We start from the raw sequence: 24,101 nt of genomic DNA, 5'->3' as shown, positions 1-24,101 counted from the left end.
AGACCCCTGGTCGGGGTGGCTTTCGAGGCCCGGATGCAGCACGCGGGCGACACCTTGCTTGCCTTCGAGCCAGCGCGCGATCTCGAGCGTGCTCTTCTGGTGATGGGCGAGCCGCACGCCCATGGTGCGCAGGCCGCGCAGCACCTGGTAGACATCGTCGGGGCCGGCACAGCAGCCGAGCGTGACATAGGCGTCGTGCAGCTTCGGCCAGCAGGCGGCAGTGGCCGACACCGTGCCGCTCAAGACGTCCGAATGGCCGGCCGGATATTTGGTCGCCGCATGGATGGTGACGTCGACGCCGAAGTCGAGCGCCTTGAAATAGAGCGGCGTCGCCCAGGTGTTGTCCATCATGACGATGGCGCCCGCTTCATGCGCTGCCTTGGAGATCGCCGGAATGTCCTGGATCTCGAAGGTGTTGGACGCAGGCGATTCGGTGAACACCACCTTGGTGTTGGGCTTGATCAGAGCGGCGATGCCTGCGCCGACATGCGGATCGTAGTAATCGACCTCGACGCCGAGGCGCTTGAGCATGGTGTCGGCGAAATGGCGGGTCGGCAGATAGACGGAATCGGTGATCAGGATGTGGTCGCCCGACGACAGGAAGCCGAGCAGGGGGATCGTCACCGCGGCCAGCCCAGAGGGCACGGCGATGGTGCCGGCCGAGCCTTCGAGCTCGTCGATGGCGTGGCACAGCGCGTCGCTGGTCGGCGTTCCGCGCGTGCCATATGTGTATTTTTGAGCACGCCCGGCCATCGTCGCAGCGTTGGGGAACAGAACCGTCGAGGCGTGCACGACCGGCGGATTGACAAAGCCATGAAAGCCGTGTGGATCGTGCCCGGAATGCGTCAGCCGCGTGTTGACGCCTTTGATCCTGCCATTGTCACGAGTCATGAATCCGCACCCTTTCAGTGAAGACGCCAGCCATAAAGCGACGCCCCGAGCCGTGCAACCGCCGCAGGCGCCCGTTCGGCTGGGCCAGATCTGGCCGGCAGGTTTCCTGGGTCGGCTGTGGGAGACGGTGGCGTTTTCCTCGCGCCGCATCCGGCGCCGCCCCGTTGGCGCGCCGCAGCCGGTGTGGCCACGCGGGCTGACCTTGCTGCTTTTCTGCGGCGCCGTTTGCGTCGCGCTTCTGTTCATCATCGATTCGGCGGCGATGAACTTCATGCTCAGCAACCGCAACGGCTTCACCGCCTGGCTCGCCTGGCTGAGCGATATCGGCAAGTCGGAATGGTATCTCGTGCCCGCCTTGCTGGTCTATCTCGCCACCGCCGCCGCCGACTGGCGCGGCGTCGGTCACGGCGTGAAGGCGCGGCTGGTGACGCTGTTCGGCCAAGCCGCCTTCGTCTTCGGCATGGTCGCCTTCACAGGCATTGCCGTCAACATCGTCAAGCTGTTCTTCGGCCGCGCCCGGCCGGCCTTCTATGGCGAATATGGCGCCTATCATTTCGACCCCTTCGTGGTGACGCGTTATTCCTCGAGCTTTCCCTCCGGCCACGCCACGACAATCGGCACCGTGGCGGCGATCCTGATGATCTGGTTTCCGCGTCACTGGCTGCCGATCGGCATCGTCGGTCTGGCGCTGTCGGCGCTCAGGATTCCGGCAGCGGCGCATTATCCCTCCGACATCACCGCCGGCTTCCTGTTCGGCCTGATCGTGACCATCGTCGCCGCCCGATTCTTCGCCGTGCGGCGGGTCGGCTTCAGGCTGGTGGCGGGAAAGCTGCTGCCGGCGGCTGTCGGTTTTGGCAGACGAAAACGCGCCGCCCGCTGACGTCTTCGAAGTGAAGCCGAGACCGGCCGCAGCAATCATTGCCGCTGATTTCTAATACTAAAGGCGCAGCCGGCGGCAGCGGGCCTTTATTGCTTGACCTCACAAGAATTATCGCCTTCGATGCATCCGTGAACCGGACTGCAGCAATGTGCGCCGGACAGGACGCGCAATCCGGATTTGGGCCGGGTAGGGGATGCTGAGTTCACAATTCAAAAAGGCAGGCAAAAAAAGCCTGTAAAAAACAGAAGGGTTCGTGGGTCATGAAGTACATCATTTCAGGCATTCTCGGGGCAGCCACGCTCGGCATGGTGGCGACGGCCGCATCTGCCGGCACCCTTGAGGACGTCAAGGCAAAGGGCTTCCTGCAATGCGGCGTCAGCACCGGCCTGGCCGGTTTCTCGGCACCGAACGACAAGGGCGACTGGCAGGGTCTGGACGCCGATTTCTGCCGCGCGGTGGCCGCTGCCGTGTTCGGTGACGGCACCAAGGTCAAGTTCACGCCGCTCTCCGCCAAGGAGCGTTTCACCGCGTTGCAGTCGGGTGAAATCGACCTGCTGTCGCGCAACACCACTTGGACCATCAATCGCGACACCGCACTTGGTCTCAACTTCGTCGGCGTCACCTATTTCGACGGCCAGGGCTTCATGATCAACGCCAAGAAGCTGCCGGGCGTCAATTCCGCGCTGCAGCTTTCGGGCGCCGCCGTCTGCGTGCAGACGGGTACCACGACCGAACTCAATCTCGCCGACTACTTCAAGGCGAACAAGATGGAGTACAACCCGGTCGTCTTCGAGAAGCTCGAAGAGGTCAACGCCGCTTATGACGCCGGCCGTTGCGACGTCTACACCACCGACCAGTCGGGCCTCTACGGCATCCGCCTGACGCTGGGCGCGCCGGACGATCACGTCGTGCTGCCGGAGATCATCTCCAAGGAGCCGCTCGGACCTGCCGTGCGCCAGGGCGACGACAAGTGGTATCACATCGTCAAGTGGACCTATTTCGCGCTGCTGACCGCCGAGGAACTCGGCATCACCCAGGCAAATGTCGAAGAGATGAAGGCGTCGGGTAACCCCGAGGTCAAGCGCGTGCTCGGCACCGAAGCCGACACCAAGATCGGCACCGATCTCGGCCTCGGCAACGACTGGGTCGTCAGCATCGTCAAGGCCGTGGGCAATTACGGCGAAGTCTTCGAACGCAATGTCGGCCAGGGCAGCCCGCTGAAGATCGCCCGCGGCATCAATGCGCTCTGGACCAAGGGCGGCCTGCAGTACGCACCGCCGATCCGCTGATCCGAAGTCTCACCCGGAGGGCGGCGCTGCCGCCTTCCGGCTCCTCTTTTGAAGGGACTTCCGATGGCTACGCAGGACATTCCCCAAGACGTAGGGGGCGGCCGCGCGTCGCTGCTCTACGACCCGAAGGTGCGCGGCATCTTCTTCCAGATCCTGGTGGTCGTTGCGCTCACCGCCTTCGTCTACTGGATCATCGGCAACACGATCGAAAACCTCAAGCGCGCCAACATCGCCTCGGGTTTCGCCTTTCTCAACGGCCGCGCCGGTTTCGACGTCAGCGACACGCTGATCCAGTTCGATTCCGATTCGACCTACAAGCGCGCCTTGCTCGTCGGCCTGATCAACACCGTGGTCGTGGCCGGCGCCGGGATCGTCACGGCGTCGATTCTCGGCTTCCTGATCGGCATCGGACGGCTGTCCAACAACTGGCTGATCCGCAAGATCTGCACCGTCTATGTCGAGCTGTTCCGCAACATCCCGCCGCTCCTGGTCATCTTCTTCTGGTATTTCGGCGTGCTTTCCGTGCTGCCCTTGCCGAAGGAGAGCATCGAGCTGCCCTTCGGTTCCTATCTCAACAGCCGTGGCTTCTATTTCCCCAAGGCGGTCTGGGGCGAAGGCGCGTGGCTGATCGGCGTGGCCCTCCTGCTCGGCATCGCCATGTCGTGGTTCGTCGCCCGGCAGGCAAGGCAGCGGCAGATGGCAACGGGTGCGACATTCCCGGTGTTCTGGACCTCGCTGGCCCTGATCGTCGGACTGCCGCTTCTGGCGCTTGTCGCCACCGGCTTTCCGCTGAGCTTCGACCTGCCGCAGAAGTCGACCTTCAACCTGACCGGCGGCCTGCAGATCAAGCCCGAGTTCCTGTCGCTCTATCTGGCGCTGTCGTTCTACACCGCAGCCTTCATCGCCGAGATCGTGCGGGCGGGCATTCGCGGCGTCAACAAGGGCCAGACCGAAGCGTCCTCGGCGCTCGGCCTGCGCTCCGGCCAGGCGCTCAGGCTGGTGGTGGTGCCGCAGGCGATGCGCATCGTCATCCCGCCGCTGACCAGCCAGTTTCTCAACCTGACCAAGAACTCGTCGCTGGCGATCGCCATCGGCTATCCGGATCTGGTCGCCGTCGGTGGAACGGTGCTCAACCAGACCGGACAGGCGATCGAGATCGTGGTCATCTGGATGGTCGTCTATCTCGGCCTCAGCCTGATCACCTCGGCCTTCATGAACTGGTTCAATGCCAAGATGGCATTGGTGGAAAGGTAAGGAGGCGGACATGTCGCAAAACGACCTTCATTACGTCCGCACCGAAATGGCGCTGCCGCAACCAGCGCCGCTTCGCGAGCGCGGGCCGGTGGCCTGGATTCGCAAGAACCTGTTCGCCAACCCGTTCGATTCGGTGCTGACCATCATCGGCATGATCATCGTGATCATGATCCTGCCGCCATTGGTCGACTGGGCGCTGGTCCAGGCGCAATGGACCGGCACCGACCGGACCTTCTGCTCGACCGTCGCCCAGGGCGGCATCCAGCCGGAAGGCTGGTCCGGCGCCTGCTGGGCCTTCGTCAACGCCAAGTTCGGCCAGTTCATGTTCGGCCGCTATCCGATCGAGGAGCGCTGGCGCGTCATTCTGGTGGCGATCATGTTCGTGGCGCTTCTGGTGCCGCTGCTGATCCCCCGGGTGCCGCGCAAGGGGCTGAACGCATTCCTGTTCCTGGTGGTGTTTCCGATCGTCGCGGCCTTCCTGCTGATCGGTGGGTTCTTCGGCCTGCCGCATGTCGAGACCCCGCTCTGGGGCGGCCTGCTGGTGACGCTGACCCTGTCTTATGTCGGCATCGTCGTGTCGCTGCCGCTCGGCATCCTCCTGGCGCTCGGACGGCGCTCGAAGATGCCTGTCGTCAAGATGCTCAGCGTCATCTTCATCGAGACGGTGCGCGGCGTGCCGCTGATCACGGTGCTGTTCATGGCCAGCGTCATGCTGCCCCTGTTCCTGCCGGCCGGCGTCAGCTTCGACAAGTTCCTGCGGGCGCTGATCGGTGTGTCGCTGTTCGCCTCGGCCTATATGGCGGAGGTGGTGCGCGGCGGCCTGCAGGCGATCCCCAAGGGCCAGTATGAAGGGGCCGATTCGCTCGGCCTCAGCTATTGGCAGAAGACCGGACTGATCATCCTGCCGCAGGCGCTGAAGCTGGTCATCCCGGGCATCGTCAACACCTTCATCGGCCTGTTCAAGGACACCAGCCTGGTCTACATCATCTCGATGTTCGACCTGCTCGGCGTCGTCAGGCAGAACTTTTCGGATCCGGCCTGGGCTTCGCCCCAGACCCCGGCATCAGGGCTCGTCTTTGCGGCGCTGGTGTTCTGGATGTTCTGCTTTGGAATGTCGCGATATTCCATTTATATGGAGCATCGCCTCGACACCGGGCACAAGCGATAACGAACAACAAAAGGGAACGGCCCATGGCCATAGAAAACGCAGTCAGCGCCGACGAGATCAAGGTCGATCGCGCCAAGATGCACATCTCCGATACCGACGTCGCCATCGACATCGTCGGCATGCACAAGTGGTATGGCGAGTTCAACGTGCTCAAGGACATCAACCTCAAGGTAATGCGCGGCGAGCGCATCGTCATCTGCGGTCCGTCCGGCTCGGGCAAGTCGACAATGATCCGCTGCATCAACCGTCTGGAAGAGCACCAGAAGGGCAAGATCATCGTCGACGGCAAGGAGCTGACCAACGATCTCAAGAAGATCGACGAGGTCCGCCGCGAAGTCGGCATGGTGTTCCAGCACTTCAACCTGTTCCCGCATCTGACGATCCTGGAGAACTGCACGCTGGCGCCGATCTGGGTGCGCAAGACGCCGAAGAAGCAGGCCGAGGAGCAGGCGATGCACTTCCTGCGTCGCGTCAAGATCCCGGAGCAGGCCAACAAATATCCGGGCCAGCTGTCGGGCGGCCAGCAGCAGCGCGTGGCGATCGCCCGCTCGCTGTGCATGAACCCGCGCATCATGCTGTTCGACGAGCCGACCTCGGCGCTCGATCCGGAAATGATCAAGGAGGTGCTGGAGACCATGGTCGGCCTCGCCGAAGAGGGCATGACCATGCTGTGCGTGACCCACGAAATGGGTTTCGCCCGCAAGGTCGCCAACCGCGTCATCTTCATGGATCAGGGCCAGATCGTCGAAGAGAACACGCCGAGCGAGTTCTTCGACCATCCGCGCCATGAGCGCACCAAGCTGTTCCTGAGCCAGATCCTGCACTAGCGCAATTCCAGGAAAGTGTGCGGCGGTTTTCCCTAGGAATTGCGCAACAACAAGGTTCTAGAGAGTTTCCGCGATTCGAAGAAAAGCGGAAATTCTCCAGGGACCTGCCGCAAGATCAAAAAGCCCGGTCGTATTTTGGCCGGGCTTTTTTGTTGCTACTGCTGGACCGAAGCGGGGACGGGACCGGTTGAAAAGAATTCTACGTCTGCTCGGCGCTGTCGTGCTTGTGGCCGTGGCGGCGGTGGCCCTGGGCACGCTGGTGCCGCGGCCGCTGTTCGGGCGTGCTGACGATCAGGCCGCACCCCGTCATATCCTCGTCTTCACCAACCCGATCCACACCGACATCGCCGTGCCGATCGACGATGCCGTGCTGCAGAAATTCGGCTTCCTGCTCGACGCCGGCATCCAGGCCGACCTGCCGGCGGCGCGTTACCTGGTGTTCGGCTGGGGCAGCAAGGCCTTCTATATCGGCACGCCGACCTGGTCGGAGCTGAAGCCCGGCCCGGTGTTTGCGGCGCTGACCCTCGACAATTCGGTCATGCATGTCGACCTCGCCGGCGATGTCGACCTGCCTCAGCCCGCCGTCCAGCGTTTCGAACTCGGCGAGGCGGGTTTTGCCGCCATGCTCGACTTCATCGAGCGCAGTTTCGTGCGCGACGAAGGGGCCGTTCAGCGCATTTTCGGGGTAGCCTATGGCGAATATGACGGCTTCTTCGATGCCCATGGCAAGTTCAACGCACTCGCCGGCTGCAACACCTGGACGGCGGCGGCACTCCGGGAAGCCGGCTTGACGACAGGCTGGTGGAACCCGCTGCCGGCGACCTTGAATTTTTCGCTCGGCCTCTACAACCGGTCGTCGGATGATCCAGGCGGCGACCAGCCCGGCGGCGTCCAGCCATAAAGCCAGTCCATGTCGGCGGCGAGGCTCGCCGGCGACTTGAACCTGAGGAACAGGTTGCGGGCGAGCGCCACCGGCCCGCTCGCATGCCAGGCGAAATGGTTGAGCGCGCCGCGCCGCGCCACCCTGGCGACACGCGCCTTGCGCGCCGCTTCCCACTGTTGCAGCGCATCCGCCTTGTTCTGGGCGGCGAGCACGGCGTCGGCCAGCGTCCAGGCATCCTCGATCGCCATGGCGGCACCCTGGGCGGCAAAGGGTGTCATGGCGTGCGCCGCATCGCCGATCAGCACGATGCCGGATGCCGAGGTCCAGGGACGGGAGGCATCGACAGTGTGCAGCGGCCACACCGTCCACGGCCCGGCCTCCTGGACAAGCCGGGAGAGTGCCGGGGCCGTGCCCTGCATGGCGCGGGCCAGGGCGCCGGCATCGGTTTCACCGGACCATTGCTCGGAAATTGCCGTGCCGGGGGTGAAAGCGACGAGATTGACCGCATGGCCGGCGCGGACCGGATAAGCGACGAGGTGGAAGCCCGGATGCAGGAAGGTCGTGACAGTCGTCAGCGATGTCACTCCGGCGAACTGCCGGCCCAGCTCGCTGTCGACCGGGATCGTCGTGCGCCAGGCCAGCTCGCCCGAGAACCGGCTCTTTTCATGCGGGCCGACAAGGCGCCGGCTGGCCGACCAGACGCCGTCGGCGGCAACGAACAGGCCGGCCTCTTGCTGTGACGCGATGCCGTCCTGGGTGATCGAGATGCTGAGGCCGTCCGCCCTGGGCTCGACCGTGTCGACCGTCGATCCGGTGGCGACCGAGATCAGCAGGCTTTCGCTGACGCGGCTGAGCAGCGCCGACTGCAGATCGGCGCGGTGGGCAACGAGGTAAGGCGCCTTCCAGCGGCGTTCGGCCGCAGCACCCAGCGGCACGCGGCCGCGCTCGATCAGGCTTGCCGCGCAGCGCAGCACCACCGCCTCGGGCCGCACGGCAGACCTGCTGACCAGATCGAGCACGCCGAGGCGGTCGAGAATGCGGGTGGCGTTGGGAGAAAGCTGGAGACCGGCGCCGACTTCTTCGAGCACCGGTGAACGTTCATGGACGTGGACACTGACGCCGTGCCGGGCAAAGGCAAGGGCGGCGGTCAGCCCCGCGATGCCGGCGCCTGCAATGACGACCGGCGGCGACTGCATGATCGTGCCTGGGCCTCAGGCGGCGCGGTCGATGGCGTAGAGGCTGCCCGCCGGCAGGGTCTCGGTGGCCTTCAGCTTGGCGGAGTAGCGGTACAGCGTCGAGCAGTAGGGGCAGACCTTCTCGGAATCGGCGCCCATGTCGAGGAACACATGCGGATGGTCGAACGGAGCCTTGGCGCCCACGCACATGAACTCCTTGACGCCGATCTCGATCACGGCATGTCCAGCGTCGTTCTGGAAGTGGGGGATGGAGCCACCGGCCATGGTATTTTCCCTTCTGAGGACCCTTATTGCAGAGCGTTTGTATCATAAGCGGCGGCTTTGCAAGACGCTGAAATGAAACTGTCGCAATTGCCTGTCAGAGGATAAGTTGAGCCGGATAAGCGGCGGAACGCGGCAGTGGGGAAGGGTTGTCCAAATGAATCAGCTGAAACCGGTCCATACCGATTTCGTCAACGACAAGTCGCCGACCGGCGCGGTCGACGGCAATCCGGACCGCTTCGTCAACCGCGAGTTTTCCTGGCTGCAGTTCAACAGGCGGGTGCTCGAGCAGTCGCAGAACCCCAACCATCCGCTGCTCGAACGCGTCCGCTTCCTGTCGATCTCGGCCGGCAATCTCGACGAGTTCTTCATGGTCCGCGTCGCCGGTCTCGCCGGGCAGGTGCGCGAAGGCATCACCATCCGCAGCGCCGACGGCCGCACGCCGGAACAGCAGCTCGACCAGCTGCTGCACGAGGTCGAGCGACTGCAGGAAGACCAGCAGAAAAGCCTCGCCAGCCTGCTCGAGCTGCTCAAGCTCGAAGGCATCGAGACCATCGCCTCGGCGGATCTTACCAAGGAAGAGCGCAAGTGGCTCGAAGATCATTTCATGGAGCAGGTCTTCCCGGTGCTGACGCCTTTGTCGATCGACCCGGCGCACCCGTTCCCCTTCATCCCCAATCTCGGCTTCTCGATCGCCCTGCAACTGCGCCACCGCAAGAGCGGCGAGGAGATGACGGCGCTGCTGCGTCTCCCTGTCGCCCTCAAGCGCTACATCCGCTTGCCCGACCGCAAGCGCTCGGTGCGTTTCATCCCGATCGAGGAAACGGTCAACCTGTTCATCGGCAAGCTGTTCCCCGGCTATGAGGTCAAGGGCTCGGGCACCTTCCAGATCATCCGCGACAGCGATATCGAGGTCGAGGAAGAGTCCGAGGATCTCGTCCGGCTGTTCGAGACGGCACTCAAGCGCCGCCGCCGCGGCTCGGTGATCCGCGTCGAATTCGACAGCCTGATGCCGGCCGAGCTGCGCGAGTTCGTTGCCAGCGAACTGGGTGTCGCCTCGAACCGCGTCAGCGTGCTGAGCGGGCCGCTGGCGATCAACCAGATCTCGGAGATCGTCTCGATCGCCCGTGACGACCTGAAGTTCCCGCCCTTCAATCCGCGTTTCCCCGAGCGCATCCGCGACCATCGCGGCGACTGTTTCGCGGCGATCCGCGAGAAGGATTTTGTCGTTCACCATCCTTATGAATCGTTCGACGTGGTGGTGCAGTTCCTGCGCCAGGCGGCGATCGATCCGGAAGTGGTGGCGATCAAGCAGACGCTTTACCGCACCTCCAACGACAGCCCGATCGTGCGCGCCCTTGTCGACGCCGCCGAGGCCGGCAAGTCGGTGACCGCACTCGTCGAGCTCAAGGCGCGTTTCGACGAGGAGGCCAATATCCGCTGGGCCCGCGATCTCGAGCGCGCCGGCGTGCAGGTGGTGTTCGGTTTCCTCGAACTCAAGACCCACTCCAAGATGTCGCTGGTGGTGCGCCGCGAGGACGGCCGCCTGCGCAACTACGTCCATCTCGGCACCGGAAACTACCACCCGATCACCGCGCGCATCTATACCGACCTGTCCTTCTTCACCACCGATTCGGCGATCGCGCGTGATGTGGCGCATATCTTCAACTTCATCACCGGTTATGCCGAGCCGGCCGACGAGATGTGCATCGCACTGTCGCCCTACACGCTGCGCAGCCGCATCCTCAAGCACATCGCCGACGAGGTCGAGCATGCCCGCGCCGGCCGGCCGGCGCAGATCTGGATGAAGATGAATTCGCTCGTCGATCCCGACGTCATCGACGCGCTTTATGACGCCAGCCGCAGCGGCGTCGAGATCGACCTGGTGGTGCGCGGCATCTGCTGCCTCAGGCCGCAGGTTCCCGGCCTGTCGGAGAATATCCGCGTCAAGTCGATCGTCGGCCGTTTCCTCGAGCACAGCCGCATCTATTGTTTCGGCAATGGCCACGGCCTGCCGTCGGACGAGGCGATCGTCTATATCAGCTCGGCCGACCTGATGCCGCGCAACCTCGACCGGCGCGTCGAAACCATGGTGCCGATCGCCAAACATTCGACCGTGCACGAGCAGGTGCTGGGTCAGGTCATGCTGGGAAATATCATGGACAACCAGCAAAGTTTCGAAGTATTGGCGGATGGAACCTCGCGGCGGATAACGCTCGACGAGGGCGAAGAGCCGTTCAATGCGCAGGAATATTTCATGACCAATCCGAGCCTCTCCGGACGGGGTGACGCGCTGAAGTCTCACGCGCCCAAACGCATTGCCCAGTTCAAGCGTCGCAAGAAGGCGGAGGCGGCGGCCGGCTGATGGCGCAGCTTTCGCAGGGCCGGCTCAAGGACCGCCGACCGCTGTCGATCATCGATATCGGCTCGAACTCCATACGTCTCGTCGTCTATGAAGGGTTGGCACGCTCGCCGACCCTTCTGTTCAACGAAAAGATGCTCGCCGGCCTCGGCCGCGGCATCGTCTCCACCGGCAAGCTCGACCCCGAGGGCGTGACCCGCTCGATGGAGGAGTTCCGGCGCTTTCGTGCGCTGTCCGAGCAGGCCGGCGCGGAAAAGATGTATGTGCTGGCCACCGCCGCCGCACGCGAGGCGATCAACGGCCCCGACTTCATCCAGCGTGCCGAGGACGTGCTGGGCACCAAGATCCAGGTGCTGACAGGCCGCGAGGAAGCCTATTATTCGGCGCTCGGCGTCATCTCGGGTTTCCATCCCGCCGACGGCATCGCCGGCGACCTTGGCGGCGGCAGCCTCGAGCTTGTCGACGTCAGGGGCGAAGCCATCGGCGACGGCATCACCTTGCCATTGGGTGGCCTCAGGTTGCAGGACATGGCCAAGGGCTCGCCTGTAACGGCCGCCAAGATCGCGCATGCCGAACTCGCCCGCGCCAAATTGCTCAAGGGCGGGCAGGGCAGGACATTCTATGCCGTCGGCGGCACCTGGCGAAACCTCGCCCGGCTGCACATGAACACCTCGAATTATCCGCTGGAGGTGATGCATCACTACCAGATGGACCCGGTGACCCTGGTGCCGTTCCTGCGCCAGGTGGCGCGCGGCGAGGTCGAGAAGATCAAGGGCATCGAAGGCGTCTCCAAGAACCGCCGGTCGCTTTTGCCTTATGGCGCGCTGGTGCTGCAGGAGATCATCACGGCGATGAAGCCGGAGAAGATCGTGGTCTCGGCGCTCGGCGTGCGCGAGGGTTTTCTGTTCTCGTTGCTCGAAGAGCAGGAACAGCGCGCCGATCCGCTGATCTCGGCGGCCGAGGAGCTGGCCGTGCTGCGGGCGCGTTCGGTGCGCCATGCCCATGAACTGACCGAGTGGACCAAACAGTCCTTCGCCGCCTTCGGCATCGAGGAAACCGAAGAGGAGGCGCGTTACCGTCACGCCGCCTGCCTTCTCGCCGACATCGGCTGGCGGGCGCATCCGGAATATCGCGGCCGCCAGTCGCTCAACATCATCGCGCATGCCTCGTTCATCGGCGTCGATCATCCCGGCCGTGCCTTCCTGGCGCTGGCCAATCTGTTCCGCCATGACGGTGTCTTCAACGACAGCTTCGCCCCTGAGCTCAAGGAACTGGCGACGCCGCGTTATCTCGAGCGCGCCCGCATCCTCGGCGCGATGATGCGTGTGGTTTATCTGCTCTCGGCCTCGATGCCGGGGGTGATGCCGAAGCTGCGCTGGGAAGACAGGGGCAATGGCGTGTTGGCGCTGGTGATCCCGTCGGAGTTCGGCCAGCTCTATGGCGAGCGGCCGGCGGGACGTCTGGCCCAGCTTGCCAAGGTCACCGGCCGCAAGCTGGTGCTGGCGGTCGAGGACGGCCCGAGCATCTCAGTCAAATAGCATCGCCGTCAAACAGGCTGGCGGGCGAGCAGCCGGTCGAGCGACAGCGCGCCGGCACCCGCCACTGAGAGCGCCAGCAAGCCGCCCGCGGTGGCGATGTCCTTCATCAGCGCCTGCTGGTGCATGAAGGCCATGGCGGCGTCGTCGCCGCCCTGGCCGTAATGGCCGATGAAGCCGGCGGCGAGCGCGAAGGCGGCGAGCAGGACGGGCACCACGCGCGACTGGAAACCTGTAAGCACCAGCAGGCCGCCGACCAGCTCGAACAGCCCGACGCCCAACGCGACGAGCGTCGGCAAGGGAAAGCCCAGCCCGGCGAAATAGCCTGCGGTGCCCGAGATGTTGGACAGCGTGCCGATGCCCGCCGGCACGAACAGCGCGGCGATCAGAATTCTGGCGACAAGAAGAAGCAGGCTGTTCAGCATGGAGGTGTCCTCGCAGCCGCAGGATGCACCGGCTCACTTTCGATGTCATCACCGTCTCGAACCGGCGTCAGGGCCAGGGCACAAAAAAGCCCGGGACGAGCCCGGGCCATTTCTTGGGAGGAATTTCTGCAGCTTAGCGGCGGCGGCCGTCGATCGACAGGGCGCCGGCGCCGAAGGCGGCGAGCACGAACAGGCCGCCTGCAATGGCGAGGTTCTTCTGCAGGAACATCACCTGGACCTGGTCGGCGAAGTCGAGATGGGCAATGGCGGTGGCAGCCAAAGTGAACAGGCCGAGCACGATCGCGGCGATGCGGGTCTGGAAGCCGACCAGGATGGCGATGCCGCCAACCACTTCGACCAGGCCGACGACGACGGTGGTGACGGTCGGCAGCGGCAGGCCGATGCTGGCGAACCAGCCAGCGGTGCCTGAAATGGCGGTCAGCTTGGCAAAGCCGGCGAGGATGAAGATGATCGACAAAAGCACGCGGCCGGCAAGGGTGAGGGCCGAAGCGTTGGTGCTGAGGCCGGACTTTGCGGTGGCAATGGAAGCGTTGGACATGGGCTTGGGGCTCCGTTGAAATTCGATGGCCAACACCTAGTCGATCTCGACTGTTCACTAAAGGTGTGGATGTGTCGACAGATCGTTCACAGTTAGAATGAATTGCTCGAAGCCGTCGGCCGAACGATCTGCGCTGCACATAAAGAAACGGCGCGGCAGGTGACTGCCGCGCCGTTTCAAGGGGATCGACCCCGGGGCCGAAATCAGCCCGGGCGGGTCATGTCCTCGGGGCGGACGATGCGGTCATAGTCCTCGGCGCTGACCAGCCCGGTCGCCAGCGCTTCGTCGCGCAGCGTGGTGCCGTTCTTGTGCGCGGTCTTGGCGATCTTGGCGGCGTTGTCGTAGCCGATGGTCGGCGCCAGTGCGGTGACCAGCATCAGCGAGCGGTCAAGCGCTGCCTTGATGTTGTCCTCGCGCGCCTCGATGCCGACGACGCAATTGTCGGTAAACGAGATTGCCGCGTCAGCCATCAACTGCACCGACTGCAGGAAGTTGTAGGCCATGACGGGATTGTAGACGTTGAGCTCGAAATGGCCCTGGCTGCCGGCGAAGGTCAGCGCGGCATTGTTGCCGAACACCTGGACGCAGACCTGGGTCAGCGCCTCGCACTGGGTCGGGTTGACCTTGCCCGGCATGATCGACGAGCCCGGCTCGTTTTCGGGCAGCGCCAGCTCGCCGAGGCCCGAGCGCGGGCCCGAGCCGAGGAAACGGATGTCGTTGGCGATCTTGAACAGGGCAGCGGCCGCCGCATTGATGGCGCCATGCGAGAAGACCATCGAATCGTGGGCGGCAAGCGCCTCGAACTTGTTCGGCGCGGTGACAAAGGCGATGCCGGTGATGGCGGCAATGCTTTCGGCAACCTTTTCGGCGAAGCCGACCGGCGCGTTGAGGCCGGTGCCGACGGCGGTGCCGCCCTGGGCCAGTTCCTGCAGGCCGGGCAGGGTCAGCTCGATGCGCTTGATCGACGAGGCAACCTGGGCGGCATAACCGCCGAATTCCTGGCCCAAGGTCAGCGGCGTCGCGTCCTGGGTATGGGTGCGGCCGATCTTGATGATGTGGTCGAATTCGCGCGCCTTCTTGTCGAGGGCGGCATGCAGGTGCTTCAGCGCCGGCAGAAGGTCGTGGACGATGCGCTCGGCGCAGGCGATGTGCATGGCCGTCGGGTAGGTGTCGTTCGACGACTGGCTCATATTGACGTGGTCGTTGGGATGAACCGGCTTCTTCGAGCCCATCTCGCCGCCCAGCATCTCGATGGCGCGGTTGGAGATCACCTCATTGGCGTTCATGTTCGACTGCGTGCCCGAGCCGGTCTGCCAGACGACAAGCGGGAAGTGGTCGTCGAGCTTGCCGTCGATGACTTCCTGGGCGGCGGCAACCACGGTGTTGCCGATCTTGGGGTCGAGGCGGCCGAGCGCCATGTTGGCTTCGGCAGCGGCGCGCTTGACGATGCCGAGCGCCCGCACCACCGACAGCGGCTGCTTTTCCCAGCCGATCTTGAAATTGCCCAGCGAGCGCTGCGCCTGCGCACCCCAATAGCGGTCGGAGGCGACCTCGATCGGTCCGAAGGTGTCTGTCTCGGTTCTGGTCTTCTGGGCTGTCACGATCAGGTCTCCGAAAAATCTCGTTGCGGGCATCGGCCTATCGCGTTGCACACATCGCTTCAAGCGGAGATTGGGGCGTGCCGAAATCCTAATCGGTTCAAAGCAGTGAGCGCGAGGTCGGCATCAGGCGAAGCCGCTCGATCGGTTGCGCGAGGTGGCCGTGAAGACGCGGCAGGACGCCTTCGACCCATGACGGCTCGGCGGCAAGAGCGGCCTGGTGACGGCCATGCGCTTCGGCGTTTTCGAACGCGGAAAAGGCGACGAAGACGTTGACGTCGTCGCGCACGGGCAGGCGCGGAAAGGTGTTTTCGGCATGTTCGGTGATGAATATCGCAAGCAGCGGCGCGCCGAGGCGGGCAAGCAGCGGAACGACGTCGCTTTCGAACAGCGCGAGGAATTCGGCTTCGGATGCGGGGCGGAGGTGGAACATCGTTGCAACGATCATCGCGCCCGGCTGCACCTGGCCAGCCATGCCGCGCGCCTTGCCCGAAAGATCGAAACCGCCGCCGACTGGGCGCAGCAGCAGGACGTCGTCGGAATCGATCATGGTCCTGTTGGCCGCATCCTTGTGGGCAGCCCAGACCGGTCCGCCGTAAAAGGCTTCGAGCGCCGCCTTTCGGGCAGCCATGTCGTCGAAGCCACGCAGCCAGACGAAATGATCCGATCGGTCGAGGTCGCGGAACTGGCCGATGATTTTCATGCCGCACGCTTCCTGGCTCTCGACAAGATGGCTGTCGAAGATGTCGATCAGCACGTCGCGTTGGCCCTGATGCAATGTGTATTGCCTGAGTTCGACAACAGGCGAAAAGCGTTCGCTGGTCGCTGTTTGTGAAATGCCCAAAGCTGCAGACATATGTCCCTCCTAAAACAAACCGGTTGACCTGTTTTATAACAGACCGGTTGCCCGGTTTTGTCAATCTGCTATTTTGGCTGGTGTTTTTGGCTGGAATTCTGGCCGGCAATGCCTGGGAGCGATCCGAAAGAAACGACATGGCGAAACCGACAGATCGAAGGACCCGCACGAACGACCCGGAAGGCATGCGCCAGAAGCTTCTGGACGTTGCCGAGGAGAAGTTTCAGGCACAGGGCTATCACGCCACGAGCCTCGGCGACCTGATGCAGGCGGCCAGTGTGACCGGCGGGGCGCTGCATCACCATTTTCCAACCAAGAAGGCGCTTGGCCTGGCTGTCATCAACGAAAGGGTGGCGGCGGCGGTGGCGGAAACCTGGATCCGGCCGGTCGAGGGCGCGCTTTCAGCGCGGCAGGGCGTGCGACAGGTTTTTGCCGGGGTCGCCGATCAACTGGAGCGCCAGGGTTTCGTGCGCGGCTGCCCGCTCAACAACCTTGCGCATGAATTGTCGCTCGCCGATCCGGAGTTTCGCGCAGCACTGGCGCGGATTTTTGCCGATTGGCAGGCGGCCATTGCCGACAGGATCAGGGCTGACCAGCACAGCGGCGTCGAAGATCGGCAGACGGATCCGGATCGCTTCGCTGCCTTGGCAGTCGCGACATATTCCGGCGCCATGTCGATGGCCAAGACCGTGCAAAATGCAGCTGTGCTGCGGTCCTGTGCGGTCAGTTTCGATCCGACGGGGCGAGGCGGCTGACCAGGCGGCACCTCATGTCAGGCGGCGCCGTTGCCGCAGCAAAAAGGCGGCGCATGGCGCCGCCTCCATTGGAATAGCCGTGGCTGGGACAACAGTTGCCGGATGCCCGTGGCTGGGTCCGTGGCTGGGATTGCGCGATTGGCGTTCGCTGACGGTCAGAGCGCCTTCTTGATCTTTTCCTTGGTGTCGCCATAGGCCTTCTGCACCTTGCCGGCGATCTTTTCGGCCGTGCCCTTGGCCTGGGTCGTCTTGTTGCCGGTGGCCTTGCCGGCGGCTTCCTTGACCGAACCGGCGACCTGCTTGGCAACGCCCTTGACCTGATCCTTGTTCACCATGTCGCATCTCCTGTGGTGGGTGGCGCAGCATAACGTTCGGCATGCGTTACGGTTCCGGCGCCCGGTTGCCGCGATGTTGCCTGGTCGGGTCGCTGATGACCTGCTGGCGGGAGCTGCAAGGTTCTGGTCGTGAAGGGAGCTGCTGATGGGCCAGCCGCAATCGCCGCCCGCCGCTCAGCGCCTGCTTCTGTCGGTGCCGCAACATCGTCGACTGCGTGCTCGGCAAACTCAGGAACTTCCGTGCCGTGGCCACCGCTTCGAAGAGCACAGCCACCATGCTCTCGCCAAACTGGCTCAACCAAATCGGGATGCGCGTCACCAGTCGGCGAGCTAGAAAGGCCCGGCGAACGCTCGGAGAGGCGTTCAGGCAGGAGCATGACCATGATCAAGATGAGCGTCTACTATAGCGCCGATGGCGGTTCGACCTTCGATCACGACTACTACCGCACCCGTCATATGCCACTGCTCCAGGAACGGCTCGGCGATGCCTGCCTGCGCTACGAGATCGACAAGGGCCTTGCGGGTCGCGAAGCCGGAAGCGCGCCGGAGTTCGTCGCAGCATGCCACGTCTACTCGCCTGACCTGGCGACCTTCCAGGAAGCATTGGCTCCCCACCGCGCCGAGATCGCCGCTGATGTCGCCAACTATACCGACATCGCCCCCATCGTGCAGATCAGCGAAGTCGTTGAAGGCTAGGGCAAATCTGGATGCGCTTTATGAAACGGTGAGCTAGGCTCGGCCGGATCTTGTCGGGCATCGGAGGTGGGGATGCGGTTGGCAATGCGCGCGGCCTGGGCCGTGGTGGCGGGAGTGTCGGCAGCCGGCTGCGTCGCCAGCGACGTCGGTCCGATCAACACGCTGACCGCGCATGTCGGCCAGGCCTCGCCCGAATTCATTCCCGACATGGGCGATGACGGCTCGACGGTGGTGGGCCTGAGTTTTTCCGGCGGCGGCACGCGGGCTGCGGCCTTCGCTTATGGCGTGTTGCGCGAACTCGACGACACCATCATCGACGAGCACCCGGCGACGCGCAGCCTCGTCGACGACATCCGCATGATTTCAGGCGCGTCGGGCGGGGCGGTCGCGGCGTCCTATTTCGGCTACAGGGGACGGGACGACTATCGCGATTTCCGCGAGCGCTTCCTGATCAAGGACGCCGAAGCCTATCTCAGGACCTCGACGCTCTCGCCGCTCAACCTGGCGCGGGCGCTCAATGGCGGCGTCAACGACCGCAACGGCCTGGCCAGATGGCTCGAGGACAATCTTTTCAATGGCGCGACCTATGCCAATTTCAGGCGACCGGATGCGCCGATCGTCTGGATAAACGCCTCCGACATCTACAACCGCACGCCGTTCCTGTTCACCTATGACACCTTCGCTGCCCTGTGCAGCGATCTCGACAAGGTCAGGCTGTCCGATGCGGTTGCAGCATCTGCTGCGGTTCCCGTGGTCTTTGCACCCGTCGTCCTGTCGGCAATCATGCCGAAATGCGGGTACAGCCAGCCTGCGTGGCTGAGCCGCGCGCTTGCCGATCCCGATGCCTCGGTGCGGCTCAAGGCCTATGCCGGCGCCTTGAAGGCTTACCAGCATGCCGACCGGCTCGACTATGTGAAGCTGCTCGATGGCGGGCTGACCGACAATCTCGGCATCACCGGCTTCACCATCGAGCGTTCGTCGGCCGGCACACCCTATGGTCCGCTGTCGCCGGCGGCGGCCGTCAAGCTGCGGACCTTGTTGTTCATCGTCGCCGATGCCGGTCGTGAGGACGATGTCGACTGGGGCGAGACCATCCACGGTCCGGGCCTCGGCGACCTGCTCGAGGCGGTGACCAACACGACCTTCTCGGCTGCCGTTCGCGACCAGCTCGACGCGCTCACCTTTGCCGTCGGCGAGTGGCGCGGCGAACTGATCCGCTATCGCTGCAGCCTGCCGGCTGAAACGGTCAGGCGTTATCGCGGGACACTTGCCGGCTGGAACTGCCGCGACATCAGATTGGTGGTCGAGCACCTGTCATTCCAGGACCTCGATGCTGCCGCCCAGGCAAAGCTGAACCGCGTGCCGACGCGGCTGAAACTGCCCGTCGAACAGGTCGACCTGACGATTGCGGCAGGGCGTGAAGCGCTTCGGGTCAATGACAGCTTCCAGGAAGCCGTCGCCGACATCCGTCGGCACGCCGGCGTGCTCGACCAACAGCAGGTCGCCTCCGGCGGCGCGAACTGAGCCGTGGGCCACGGATGGCCCGCCGCAGGCACAAAAAAGAACGCCTCCCGCACCTGTGACAGTGCTGGAGGCGTCCTGTTCGTCGTTCGATGTTCCGTCCGAATTGCTTCTTCAGGTACCGACGACATCACCTCAATGCGCGGGCGGCAGAAAGGTTCCACCGGTTTCGAAAAAAATTCCGAAGTTTTTTCGACGCCGTTTCAGGCCATGGCGGCTTTGGCCCGGAACAGGCCCCAGGCGAAGCCGGTCCGTGCCCTTGCGTGCAGCAGCAGCGCTGAGACCACCAGCACCATCAGCAGCTCGGCGATGGGTGAGGCCAGCCAGATGCCGCGTTCGCCGAGCAGATGAGGCAGGCCGATGGTCAGCGGGATGGCCAGCAGATAGGTGCGCGCGACGCTGAGCAGCAAAGCGCTGCGGGCATCGCCGATGGCCTGGAAATAACCCGACAACATCATCATGGGCCCGGCCAGCATGTAGAGCGCCACCGTCATCGGCAGGATGCGGGCGACCTCGCTCTGTGTCGCCGGATCGTCGACGAAGAGCGCGCCGAGGCTGCCATGGCTGAGCAGCATCGCCGCCTCGAACAGCGCGCAATAGCCGAGCGCCAGCAAGAGCCCCAGCTTCAGCCCGGCATCCGACCGTTGCCATTGCCCGGCGCCGAAATTGTTGCCGACGATCGTCTGCATCGCCATGTTCAGCCCGAGCATCGGCAGGAAGGCAAAGGTCATGATGCGGGTGATGATGCCATAGGCGGCGACGGTTGCCGCATAGGCCTCGCCTTCCCAGAGCTGGGTCGAATAGATGACCGTGGCGGCGAGCAGCGAGATGCCGATGAAGCTCAGGCTCTGCGGCGCCCCAAGCGACAGCAATGGCCGCCAGGCGGCGGTCCAGCGCATCGACGGGACCGCTGCGTATTGCAGCACCGTGCCGGCGCGCAGCCGGTAGACGACGACGAACCCAACGGCCATCGCCTGGGCCAGCACGGTGCCAAGGGCCGAGCCTGAAACCCCATAGTCGAAGCCGACGATGAGCACGTAGTTCAGGCCGGCATTGCCGACCGAGGTCAAAAGGTTGGCCGCGGCGACGATGCCGAGGCGGCCTTCGCAGCGCAGCCCGTCGCCGTTGAGCGACAGCGCAAACATCACAGGCGCACCCCAGATCAGGATGGAGATGTAGCCGTAGCCCATCTCGGCGAGCGGGCGCGACCCGTTGGCAAGCCGCAAGGCCAGCTCCTTGCCGCCGAGCAGGAAGGCAGCGATCGCCAGTGCGCAGACGAGCAGGGCAAGGCCGTGCGCATCGAGGAAGGTCGCCCGCGCCTTGTCGCGCTCGCCGGCGCCGAGCAGGCGGGCGAGCTGGCTCGCCATGCCGCTCGCCACCAGCGTCGAAAGCGCCACAAGCAGCATGAAGGCCGGGAACATCAGGGTCACGGCGGCGAGCGCGTCCGGCCCGACATATTCGCCGAGGAAATAGGCATCGACGATGGCGAGCAGGCCGTTGGTGGCCATGATCAGGATGATCGGTGCCGCCGTCCTGAGGAACAGGCCGGGCAAGGGGGCATGCAGAAAGGCATTCGCGCCTCGAGCGTCGGGGGAGGTCATCTCGTCGTCTCCGATAGCGCATCAAACGGAGATCAAATGGGGCCCGCATTGCCATTGGTCTGATGCGTCGGTTTCGACTGACACAGTGAAGGCTTTACCGTGCTTGCGCTGCGGGCGGCGGGCCCTTCATGCCCTGGGCGCTGACTAGGCCCGCAGATGGCGGCTGTCAATCTCGGCGGCGGGCGCGCCCGACAGCACGGCCGTCTGGCGCGGCGCGGTTGCCTCAGGCCATGCCGGGCACCTCCGACAGCTCGAAATAGACCGGAAGTCCACGTTCCCGGGCGAGCCGCACGTCCTCATCGGCGCCCTTGGAAGTGCCGGGCAGCCGCAGCACGGCGTCGCAATGATGCAGCAGCCGGTCGGCGACCGGATAGGCGAACTCGTCATAGAGCGGGTCGCCGGCGCCTTGCGAGCCGACCTGCCGCCCGAGCGGCAGCGCCACCCATTCGCCGATGACAGGCAGGTGGCCGGCGCGGAACAGCGGAACGGCGACGCTTTCGAGGCGGCTCAGATTCTCCGCCATCTTGACCGGGTCGTCGCCGGTGCCGGAGCGATAGGGGCCGGCAATCAGGATGAGCAGCGGTTTTCCAGGGGTGTTCATGATATCTCCAGATATTGCACGAATCTGCACGAAATAAATATCGCTTCATGCATCATCGTGCAATATCGTGTGGCATCACTGAATTGACGGAGTCGTTCGAAGTGCTCACCAGCCAACGCAAACGCCTGATCCTCGATCGCCTCGCCCGGGACGGGCAGGTCGTCGCCAAGCAGCTCAGCCACGAACTCGCTTTGTCGGAAGACACCATCCGGCGCGACCTCAGGGAGCTGGCGGCGGACGGCCTGCTATTGCGCGTGCATGGGGGCGCGCTGCCGGTGTCGCCGACGGCGGTGCCGATCGCCGAACGGCGAGAGATCGCAACCGCTGCCAAGTCGGCGCTTGGCAAGGCCGGTGCTGCGATGATCCGGGACGGCATGACGGTCGTCCTCGACGGCGGCACCTCCAATCTGGAGATCATCCGCCACCTTCCGGTGCAGGCCCGCTGCACCGTCATCACCCACAGCCCGACAATTGCGGTGGCGCTGGAGGACAGGCCAGAAGTCGACGTCGTCATCATCGGCGGCAAACTCTTCCGTCACTCGATGGTGTCGGTCGGCGCGCTGGCGGCCGAAGCGATTGCGCGCATCCGCGCCGATCTTTTCTTCCTTGGCGTCACCGGCGTCCATGCCGGCGAGGGGCTGACGACGGGCGACATGGAAGAGGCGGCGATCAAAAGGCAGCTGATGTCAGCATCGGCCGAGACGGCAGTGCTGGCGACAAGCGACAAGCTTGGCGCGGTGTCGCCGTTCCGCATCGGTGGCATCGGCGAGATTTCGACGCTGATCGTCGAGGGTGAAATTGCCGATGAGCGCGTGGCCATCTTCGCGGACACCGGCGTTTCGGTCCTGCGCGCCGAGTAGAATCCGCGGCCTCGGGCCGAAGCCTGATACGAGGGTACAAAACGAAAAAGGGCGCCCGAAGGCGCCCTTTCCGTAAGCTTCTGGAGCTGGACTTCTTAGAAGTCCATGCCGCCCATGCCGCCCATGCCGCCGCCAGGCATACCGCCCGGCATGCCGCCGGCCGAGTCCTTCTTCGGGGCTTCAGCGATCATGGCTTCGGTGGTGACCAGCAGGCCGGCAACCGAAGCTGCGTCCTGCAGGGCCGTACGAACGACCTTGACCGGGTCGACGATGCCGAAAGCGATCATGTCGCCATATTCGCCGGTCTGGGCGTTGTAGCCGAAGGTAGCCGTCTTGTTCTCGAGGATCTTGCCGGCAACGATCGAAGCTTCCGCACCTGCGTTCGAGGCGATCTGGCGGGCCGGAGCCTGCAGAGCGCGACGGACGATGTTGATGCCGGCAGCCTGGTCCGAGTTCTCGCCGACAGCCTTGATGGCGAGCGACGAACGCAGCAGGGCAACGCCACCGCCAGGAACGATGCCTTCTTCGACAGCGGCGCGGGTTGCGTTCAGCGCGTCGTCGACGCGGTCCTTGCGCTCCTTGACCTCGATCTCGGTCGCACCGCCGACGCGGATGACGGCAACGCCGCCTGCCAGCTTGGCGAGACGTTCCTGCAGCTTCTCCTTGTCGTAGTCCGACGTGGTCTCTTCGATCTGCTGCTTGATCTGGGCGACGCGGCCCTGGATCTCGGCCTTCTTGCCGGCGCCGTCGACGATGGTGGTGTTCTCCTTGGAGATCGACACCTTCTTGGCGCGGCCGAGCATGTTGAGGCCGACGTTCTCGAGCTTGATGCCGAGGTCTTCCGAGATGACCTGGCCACCGGTCAGGATGGCGATGTCTTCCAGCATGGCCTTGCGGCGATCGCCGAAGCCCGGAGCCTTGACGGCAGCGATCTTCAGGCCGCCACGCAGCTTGTTGACGACGAGCGTGGCCAGAGCCTCGCCTTCGACGTCTTCCGAGATGATGAGCAGCGGCTTCGAGGTCTGCACGACGGCCTCGAGGACCGGCAGCATGGCCTGGAGGTTCGACAGCTTCTTCTCGTGGAGGAGGATGTAAGCGTCTTCGAGGTCAGCAACCATCTTGTCCGGGTTGGTGACGAAGTAGGGGCTGAGGTAGCCGCGGTCGAACTGCATGCCTTCGACGACTTCCAGCTCGGTCTCGGCGGTCTTGGCTTCTTCAACCGTGATGACGCCTTCGTTGCCGACCTTCTGCATCGCCTCGGCGATCATCGAGCCGATTTCCTTCTCGCCGTTTGCCGAGATGGTGCCGACCTGGGCGACTTCTTCCGAAGTCTTGATCTTCTTCGAAGACTTGACGAGGTGGGTGACGACTTCAGCAACGGCGAGGTCGATGCCGCGCTTCAGGTCCATCGGGTTCATGCCGGCGGCAACGGCCTTGTGGCCTTCCTGAACGATGGCCTGGGCCAGAACGGTCGCGGTCGTGGTGCCGTCGCCGGCGATGTCGTTGGTCTTCGAAGCAACTTCGCGGACCATCTGGGCGCCCATGTTCTCGAACTTGTCTTCAAGCTCGATTTCCTTGGCGACGGTGACGCCGTCCTTGGTGATGCGCGGGGCGCCGAACGACTTGTCGATGACGACGTTGCGGCCCTTCGGACCGAGCGTCACCTTCACTGCGTCGGCGAGGATGTTGACACCGCGCAGCATGCGCTCGCGGGCGTCACGGGAGAACTTTACGTCTTTAGCAGCCAT

The 24,101-nt window shown here is 64.2% G+C and carries 22 protein-coding genes and 1 pseudogene; 12 read left to right on the top strand and 11 right to left on the bottom strand.

The window, feature by feature from the left end; all coding sequences use genetic code 11:
• Positions 1-9: 9 nt before the first annotated feature.
• Positions 10-891: pseudogene (metC, locus tag IG197_RS04610) on the bottom strand (cystathionine beta-lyase); the annotation flags it as partial.
• A 52-nt stretch (positions 892-943) separates the two neighbouring features.
• Between metC and IG197_RS04605 the strand changes: the two are divergent.
• The 6 genes from IG197_RS04605 to IG197_RS04580 all read left to right on the top strand — a co-directional run bounded on the left by IG197_RS04605 (position 944) and on the right by IG197_RS04580 (position 7,210).
• A complete protein-coding gene (locus IG197_RS04605; protein ID WP_192317261.1) occupies positions 944-1,771 on the top strand; it encodes a phosphatase PAP2 family protein in 828 nt (275 codons plus the stop codon).
• 260 nt (positions 1,772-2,031) lie between these two features.
• Positions 2,032-3,060, top strand: coding sequence for an amino acid ABC transporter substrate-binding protein (locus IG197_RS04600; RefSeq protein WP_192317259.1), 1,029 nt, complete (start codon positions 2,032-2,034; stop codon positions 3,058-3,060).
• A 63-nt stretch (positions 3,061-3,123) separates the two neighbouring features.
• Positions 3,124-4,314 (top strand): amino acid ABC transporter permease, encoded by a 1,191-nt coding sequence (locus tag IG197_RS04595; protein ID WP_192317257.1) that lies wholly within the window; start codon positions 3,124-3,126, stop codon positions 4,312-4,314.
• Between the two features lie 10 nt (positions 4,315-4,324).
• Positions 4,325-5,482, top strand: coding sequence for an amino acid ABC transporter permease (locus IG197_RS04590; RefSeq protein WP_067963434.1), 1,158 nt, complete (start codon positions 4,325-4,327; stop codon positions 5,480-5,482).
• A gap of 23 nt (positions 5,483-5,505) precedes the next feature.
• Positions 5,506-6,309, top strand: a complete 804-nt coding sequence (locus IG197_RS04585; RefSeq protein ID WP_305866842.1) for an amino acid ABC transporter ATP-binding protein — start codon at positions 5,506-5,508, stop codon at positions 6,307-6,309.
• 187 nt (positions 6,310-6,496) lie between these two features.
• Entirely contained in the window at positions 6,497-7,210 is a 714-nt protein-coding gene (locus IG197_RS04580; RefSeq protein ID WP_192317255.1) for a TIGR02117 family protein, read from the top strand.
• On the opposite strand, the gene IG197_RS04575 is transcribed toward IG197_RS04580, so the two are convergent.
• Both IG197_RS04575 and IG197_RS04570 read right to left on the bottom strand, forming a co-directional pair.
• Entirely contained in the window at positions 7,153-8,388 is a 1,236-nt protein-coding gene (locus tag IG197_RS04575; protein WP_192317253.1) for an FAD-dependent monooxygenase, read from the bottom strand. The genes IG197_RS04580 and IG197_RS04575 overlap by 58 nt on opposite strands.
• Before the next feature lie 15 nt (positions 8,389-8,403).
• A complete protein-coding gene (locus tag IG197_RS04570; RefSeq protein ID WP_154385476.1) occupies positions 8,404-8,652 on the bottom strand; it encodes a zinc-finger domain-containing protein in 249 nt (82 codons plus the stop codon).
• Positions 8,653-8,806: 154 nt separating this feature from the next.
• On the opposite strand from IG197_RS04570, the gene IG197_RS04565 reads away from it, so the two are divergent.
• Positions 8,807-11,014: an RNA degradosome polyphosphate kinase gene (locus IG197_RS04565; RefSeq protein WP_192317251.1), complete on the top strand. Its 2,208-nt coding sequence runs from the start codon at positions 8,807-8,809 to the stop codon at positions 11,012-11,014.
• Positions 11,014-12,549, top strand: a complete 1,536-nt coding sequence (gene ppx, locus IG197_RS04560; protein ID WP_192317249.1) for an exopolyphosphatase — start codon at positions 11,014-11,016, stop codon at positions 12,547-12,549. Before IG197_RS04565 ends, ppx begins: the two co-directional genes overlap by 1 nt.
• Positions 12,550-12,557: 8 nt before the next feature.
• Here ppx and IG197_RS04555 read toward each other — a convergent pair whose 3' ends face one another.
• The 4 genes from IG197_RS04555 to IG197_RS04540 form a co-directional block, all read right to left on the bottom strand.
• Positions 12,558-12,971, bottom strand: a complete 414-nt coding sequence (locus tag IG197_RS04555; protein ID WP_182573663.1) for a DoxX family protein — start codon at positions 12,969-12,971, stop codon at positions 12,558-12,560.
• Between the two features lie 133 nt (positions 12,972-13,104).
• On the bottom strand, positions 13,105-13,530 hold the full coding sequence (locus IG197_RS04550; RefSeq protein WP_192317247.1) for a DoxX family protein: 426 nt from the start codon (positions 13,528-13,530) through the stop codon (positions 13,105-13,107).
• Positions 13,531-13,733: 203 nt separating this feature from the next.
• The gene (fumC, locus tag IG197_RS04545; RefSeq protein ID WP_192317245.1) at positions 13,734-15,131 is read right to left on the bottom strand and encodes a class II fumarate hydratase; all 1,398 of its coding nucleotides are present in this window, start codon (positions 15,129-15,131) and stop codon (positions 13,734-13,736) included.
• A 97-nt stretch (positions 15,132-15,228) separates the two neighbouring features.
• Positions 15,229-15,984, bottom strand: coding sequence for an NIPSNAP family protein (locus tag IG197_RS04540; protein WP_192317243.1), 756 nt, complete (start codon positions 15,982-15,984; stop codon positions 15,229-15,231).
• On the opposite strand from IG197_RS04540, the gene IG197_RS04535 reads away from it, so the two are divergent.
• Complete coding sequence (locus IG197_RS04535) at positions 15,960-16,739, top strand: TetR/AcrR family transcriptional regulator (RefSeq protein ID WP_371746508.1); 780 nt, start codon at positions 15,960-15,962, stop codon at positions 16,737-16,739. The two genes, IG197_RS04540 and IG197_RS04535, sit on opposite strands and share 25 nt — an antisense overlap.
• 155 nt (positions 16,740-16,894) lie before the next feature.
• Here IG197_RS04535 and IG197_RS04530 read toward each other — a convergent pair whose 3' ends face one another.
• Positions 16,895-17,074 (bottom strand): CsbD family protein, encoded by a 180-nt coding sequence (locus tag IG197_RS04530; protein ID WP_067963408.1) that lies wholly within the window; start codon positions 17,072-17,074, stop codon positions 16,895-16,897.
• A 381-nt stretch (positions 17,075-17,455) separates the two neighbouring features.
• Between IG197_RS04530 and IG197_RS04525 the strand changes: the two genes are divergently transcribed.
• On the top strand, positions 17,456-17,770 hold the full coding sequence (locus tag IG197_RS04525; protein ID WP_067966780.1) for an EthD family reductase: 315 nt from the start codon (positions 17,456-17,458) through the stop codon (positions 17,768-17,770).
• Positions 17,771-17,842: 72 nt separating this feature from the next.
• The gene (locus IG197_RS04520) at positions 17,843-19,294 is read left to right on the top strand and encodes a patatin-like phospholipase family protein (protein WP_371746507.1); all 1,452 of its coding nucleotides are present in this window, start codon (positions 17,843-17,845) and stop codon (positions 19,292-19,294) included.
• Between the two features lie 200 nt (positions 19,295-19,494).
• On the opposite strand, the gene IG197_RS04515 is transcribed toward IG197_RS04520, so the two are convergent.
• Entirely contained in the window at positions 19,495-20,892 is a 1,398-nt protein-coding gene (locus IG197_RS04515) for an MATE family efflux transporter (protein ID WP_192317241.1), read from the bottom strand.
• A 223-nt stretch (positions 20,893-21,115) separates the two neighbouring features.
• The gene (locus IG197_RS04510; protein WP_192319568.1) at positions 21,116-21,472 is read right to left on the bottom strand and encodes a DUF4406 domain-containing protein; all 357 of its coding nucleotides are present in this window, start codon (positions 21,470-21,472) and stop codon (positions 21,116-21,118) included.
• A gap of 122 nt (positions 21,473-21,594) precedes the next feature.
• Here IG197_RS04510 and IG197_RS04505 point away from each other — a divergent pair, with 122 nt between their 5' ends.
• Positions 21,595-22,353 carry a DeoR/GlpR family DNA-binding transcription regulator gene (locus IG197_RS04505; RefSeq protein WP_192317239.1) on the top strand — a complete coding sequence of 253 codons (759 nt, stop codon included), beginning with the start codon at positions 21,595-21,597 and terminating at the stop codon, positions 22,351-22,353.
• Between the two features lie 95 nt (positions 22,354-22,448).
• Here the strand turns inward: IG197_RS04505 and groL are convergent, their stop codons facing one another.
• A complete protein-coding gene (gene groL / locus IG197_RS04500; RefSeq protein ID WP_067963396.1) occupies positions 22,449-24,101 on the bottom strand; it encodes a chaperonin GroEL in 1,653 nt (550 codons plus the stop codon).

The sequence above is a fragment of the Aminobacter sp. SR38 genome (genome assembly GCF_014843375.1).
Taxonomy (GTDB): domain Bacteria; phylum Pseudomonadota; class Alphaproteobacteria; order Rhizobiales; family Rhizobiaceae; genus Aminobacter; species Aminobacter ciceronei.
Note: the sequence above shows the minus strand (reverse complement) of the source record. Positions and strands in the feature narration are given on the sequence as shown.

What these genes read in the sequence shown, in the direction of transcription:
- IG197_RS04520 (WP_371746507.1), top strand. Translation starts at nt 17,843, where the DNA reads ATGCGGTTGGCAATGCGCGCGGCCTGGGCCGTGGTGGCGGGAGTGTCG.
- IG197_RS04555 (WP_182573663.1), bottom strand. Translation starts at nt 12,971, where the DNA reads ATGCTGAACAGCCTGCTTCTTCTTGTCGCCAGAATTCTGATCGCCGCG.
- IG197_RS04550 (WP_192317247.1), bottom strand. Translation starts at nt 13,530, where the DNA reads ATGTCCAACGCTTCCATTGCCACCGCAAAGTCCGGCCTCAGCACCAAC.
- IG197_RS04600 (WP_192317259.1), top strand. Translation starts at nt 2,032, where the DNA reads ATGAAGTACATCATTTCAGGCATTCTCGGGGCAGCCACGCTCGGCATG.
- IG197_RS04530 (WP_067963408.1), bottom strand. Translation starts at nt 17,074, where the DNA reads ATGGTGAACAAGGATCAGGTCAAGGGCGTTGCCAAGCAGGTCGCCGGT.
- ppx (WP_192317249.1), top strand. Translation starts at nt 11,014, where the DNA reads ATGGCGCAGCTTTCGCAGGGCCGGCTCAAGGACCGCCGACCGCTGTCG.
- IG197_RS04515 (WP_192317241.1), bottom strand. Translation starts at nt 20,892, where the DNA reads ATGACCTCCCCCGACGCTCGAGGCGCGAATGCCTTTCTGCATGCCCCC.
- IG197_RS04525 (WP_067966780.1), top strand. Translation starts at nt 17,456, where the DNA reads ATGATCAAGATGAGCGTCTACTATAGCGCCGATGGCGGTTCGACCTTC.
- IG197_RS04540 (WP_192317243.1), bottom strand. Translation starts at nt 15,984, where the DNA reads ATGTCTGCAGCTTTGGGCATTTCACAAACAGCGACCAGCGAACGCTTT.
- IG197_RS04575 (WP_192317253.1), bottom strand. Translation starts at nt 8,388, where the DNA reads ATGCAGTCGCCGCCGGTCGTCATTGCAGGCGCCGGCATCGCGGGGCTG.
- IG197_RS04590 (WP_067963434.1), top strand. Translation starts at nt 4,325, where the DNA reads ATGTCGCAAAACGACCTTCATTACGTCCGCACCGAAATGGCGCTGCCG.
- IG197_RS04570 (WP_154385476.1), bottom strand. Translation starts at nt 8,652, where the DNA reads ATGGCCGGTGGCTCCATCCCCCACTTCCAGAACGACGCTGGACATGCC.
- IG197_RS04585 (WP_305866842.1), top strand. Translation starts at nt 5,506, where the DNA reads ATGGCCATAGAAAACGCAGTCAGCGCCGACGAGATCAAGGTCGATCGC.
- groL (WP_067963396.1), bottom strand. Translation starts at nt 24,101, where the DNA reads ATGGCTGCTAAAGACGTAAAGTTCTCCCGTGACGCCCGCGAGCGCATG.
- IG197_RS04565 (WP_192317251.1), top strand. Translation starts at nt 8,807, where the DNA reads ATGAATCAGCTGAAACCGGTCCATACCGATTTCGTCAACGACAAGTCG.
- IG197_RS04595 (WP_192317257.1), top strand. Translation starts at nt 3,124, where the DNA reads ATGGCTACGCAGGACATTCCCCAAGACGTAGGGGGCGGCCGCGCGTCG.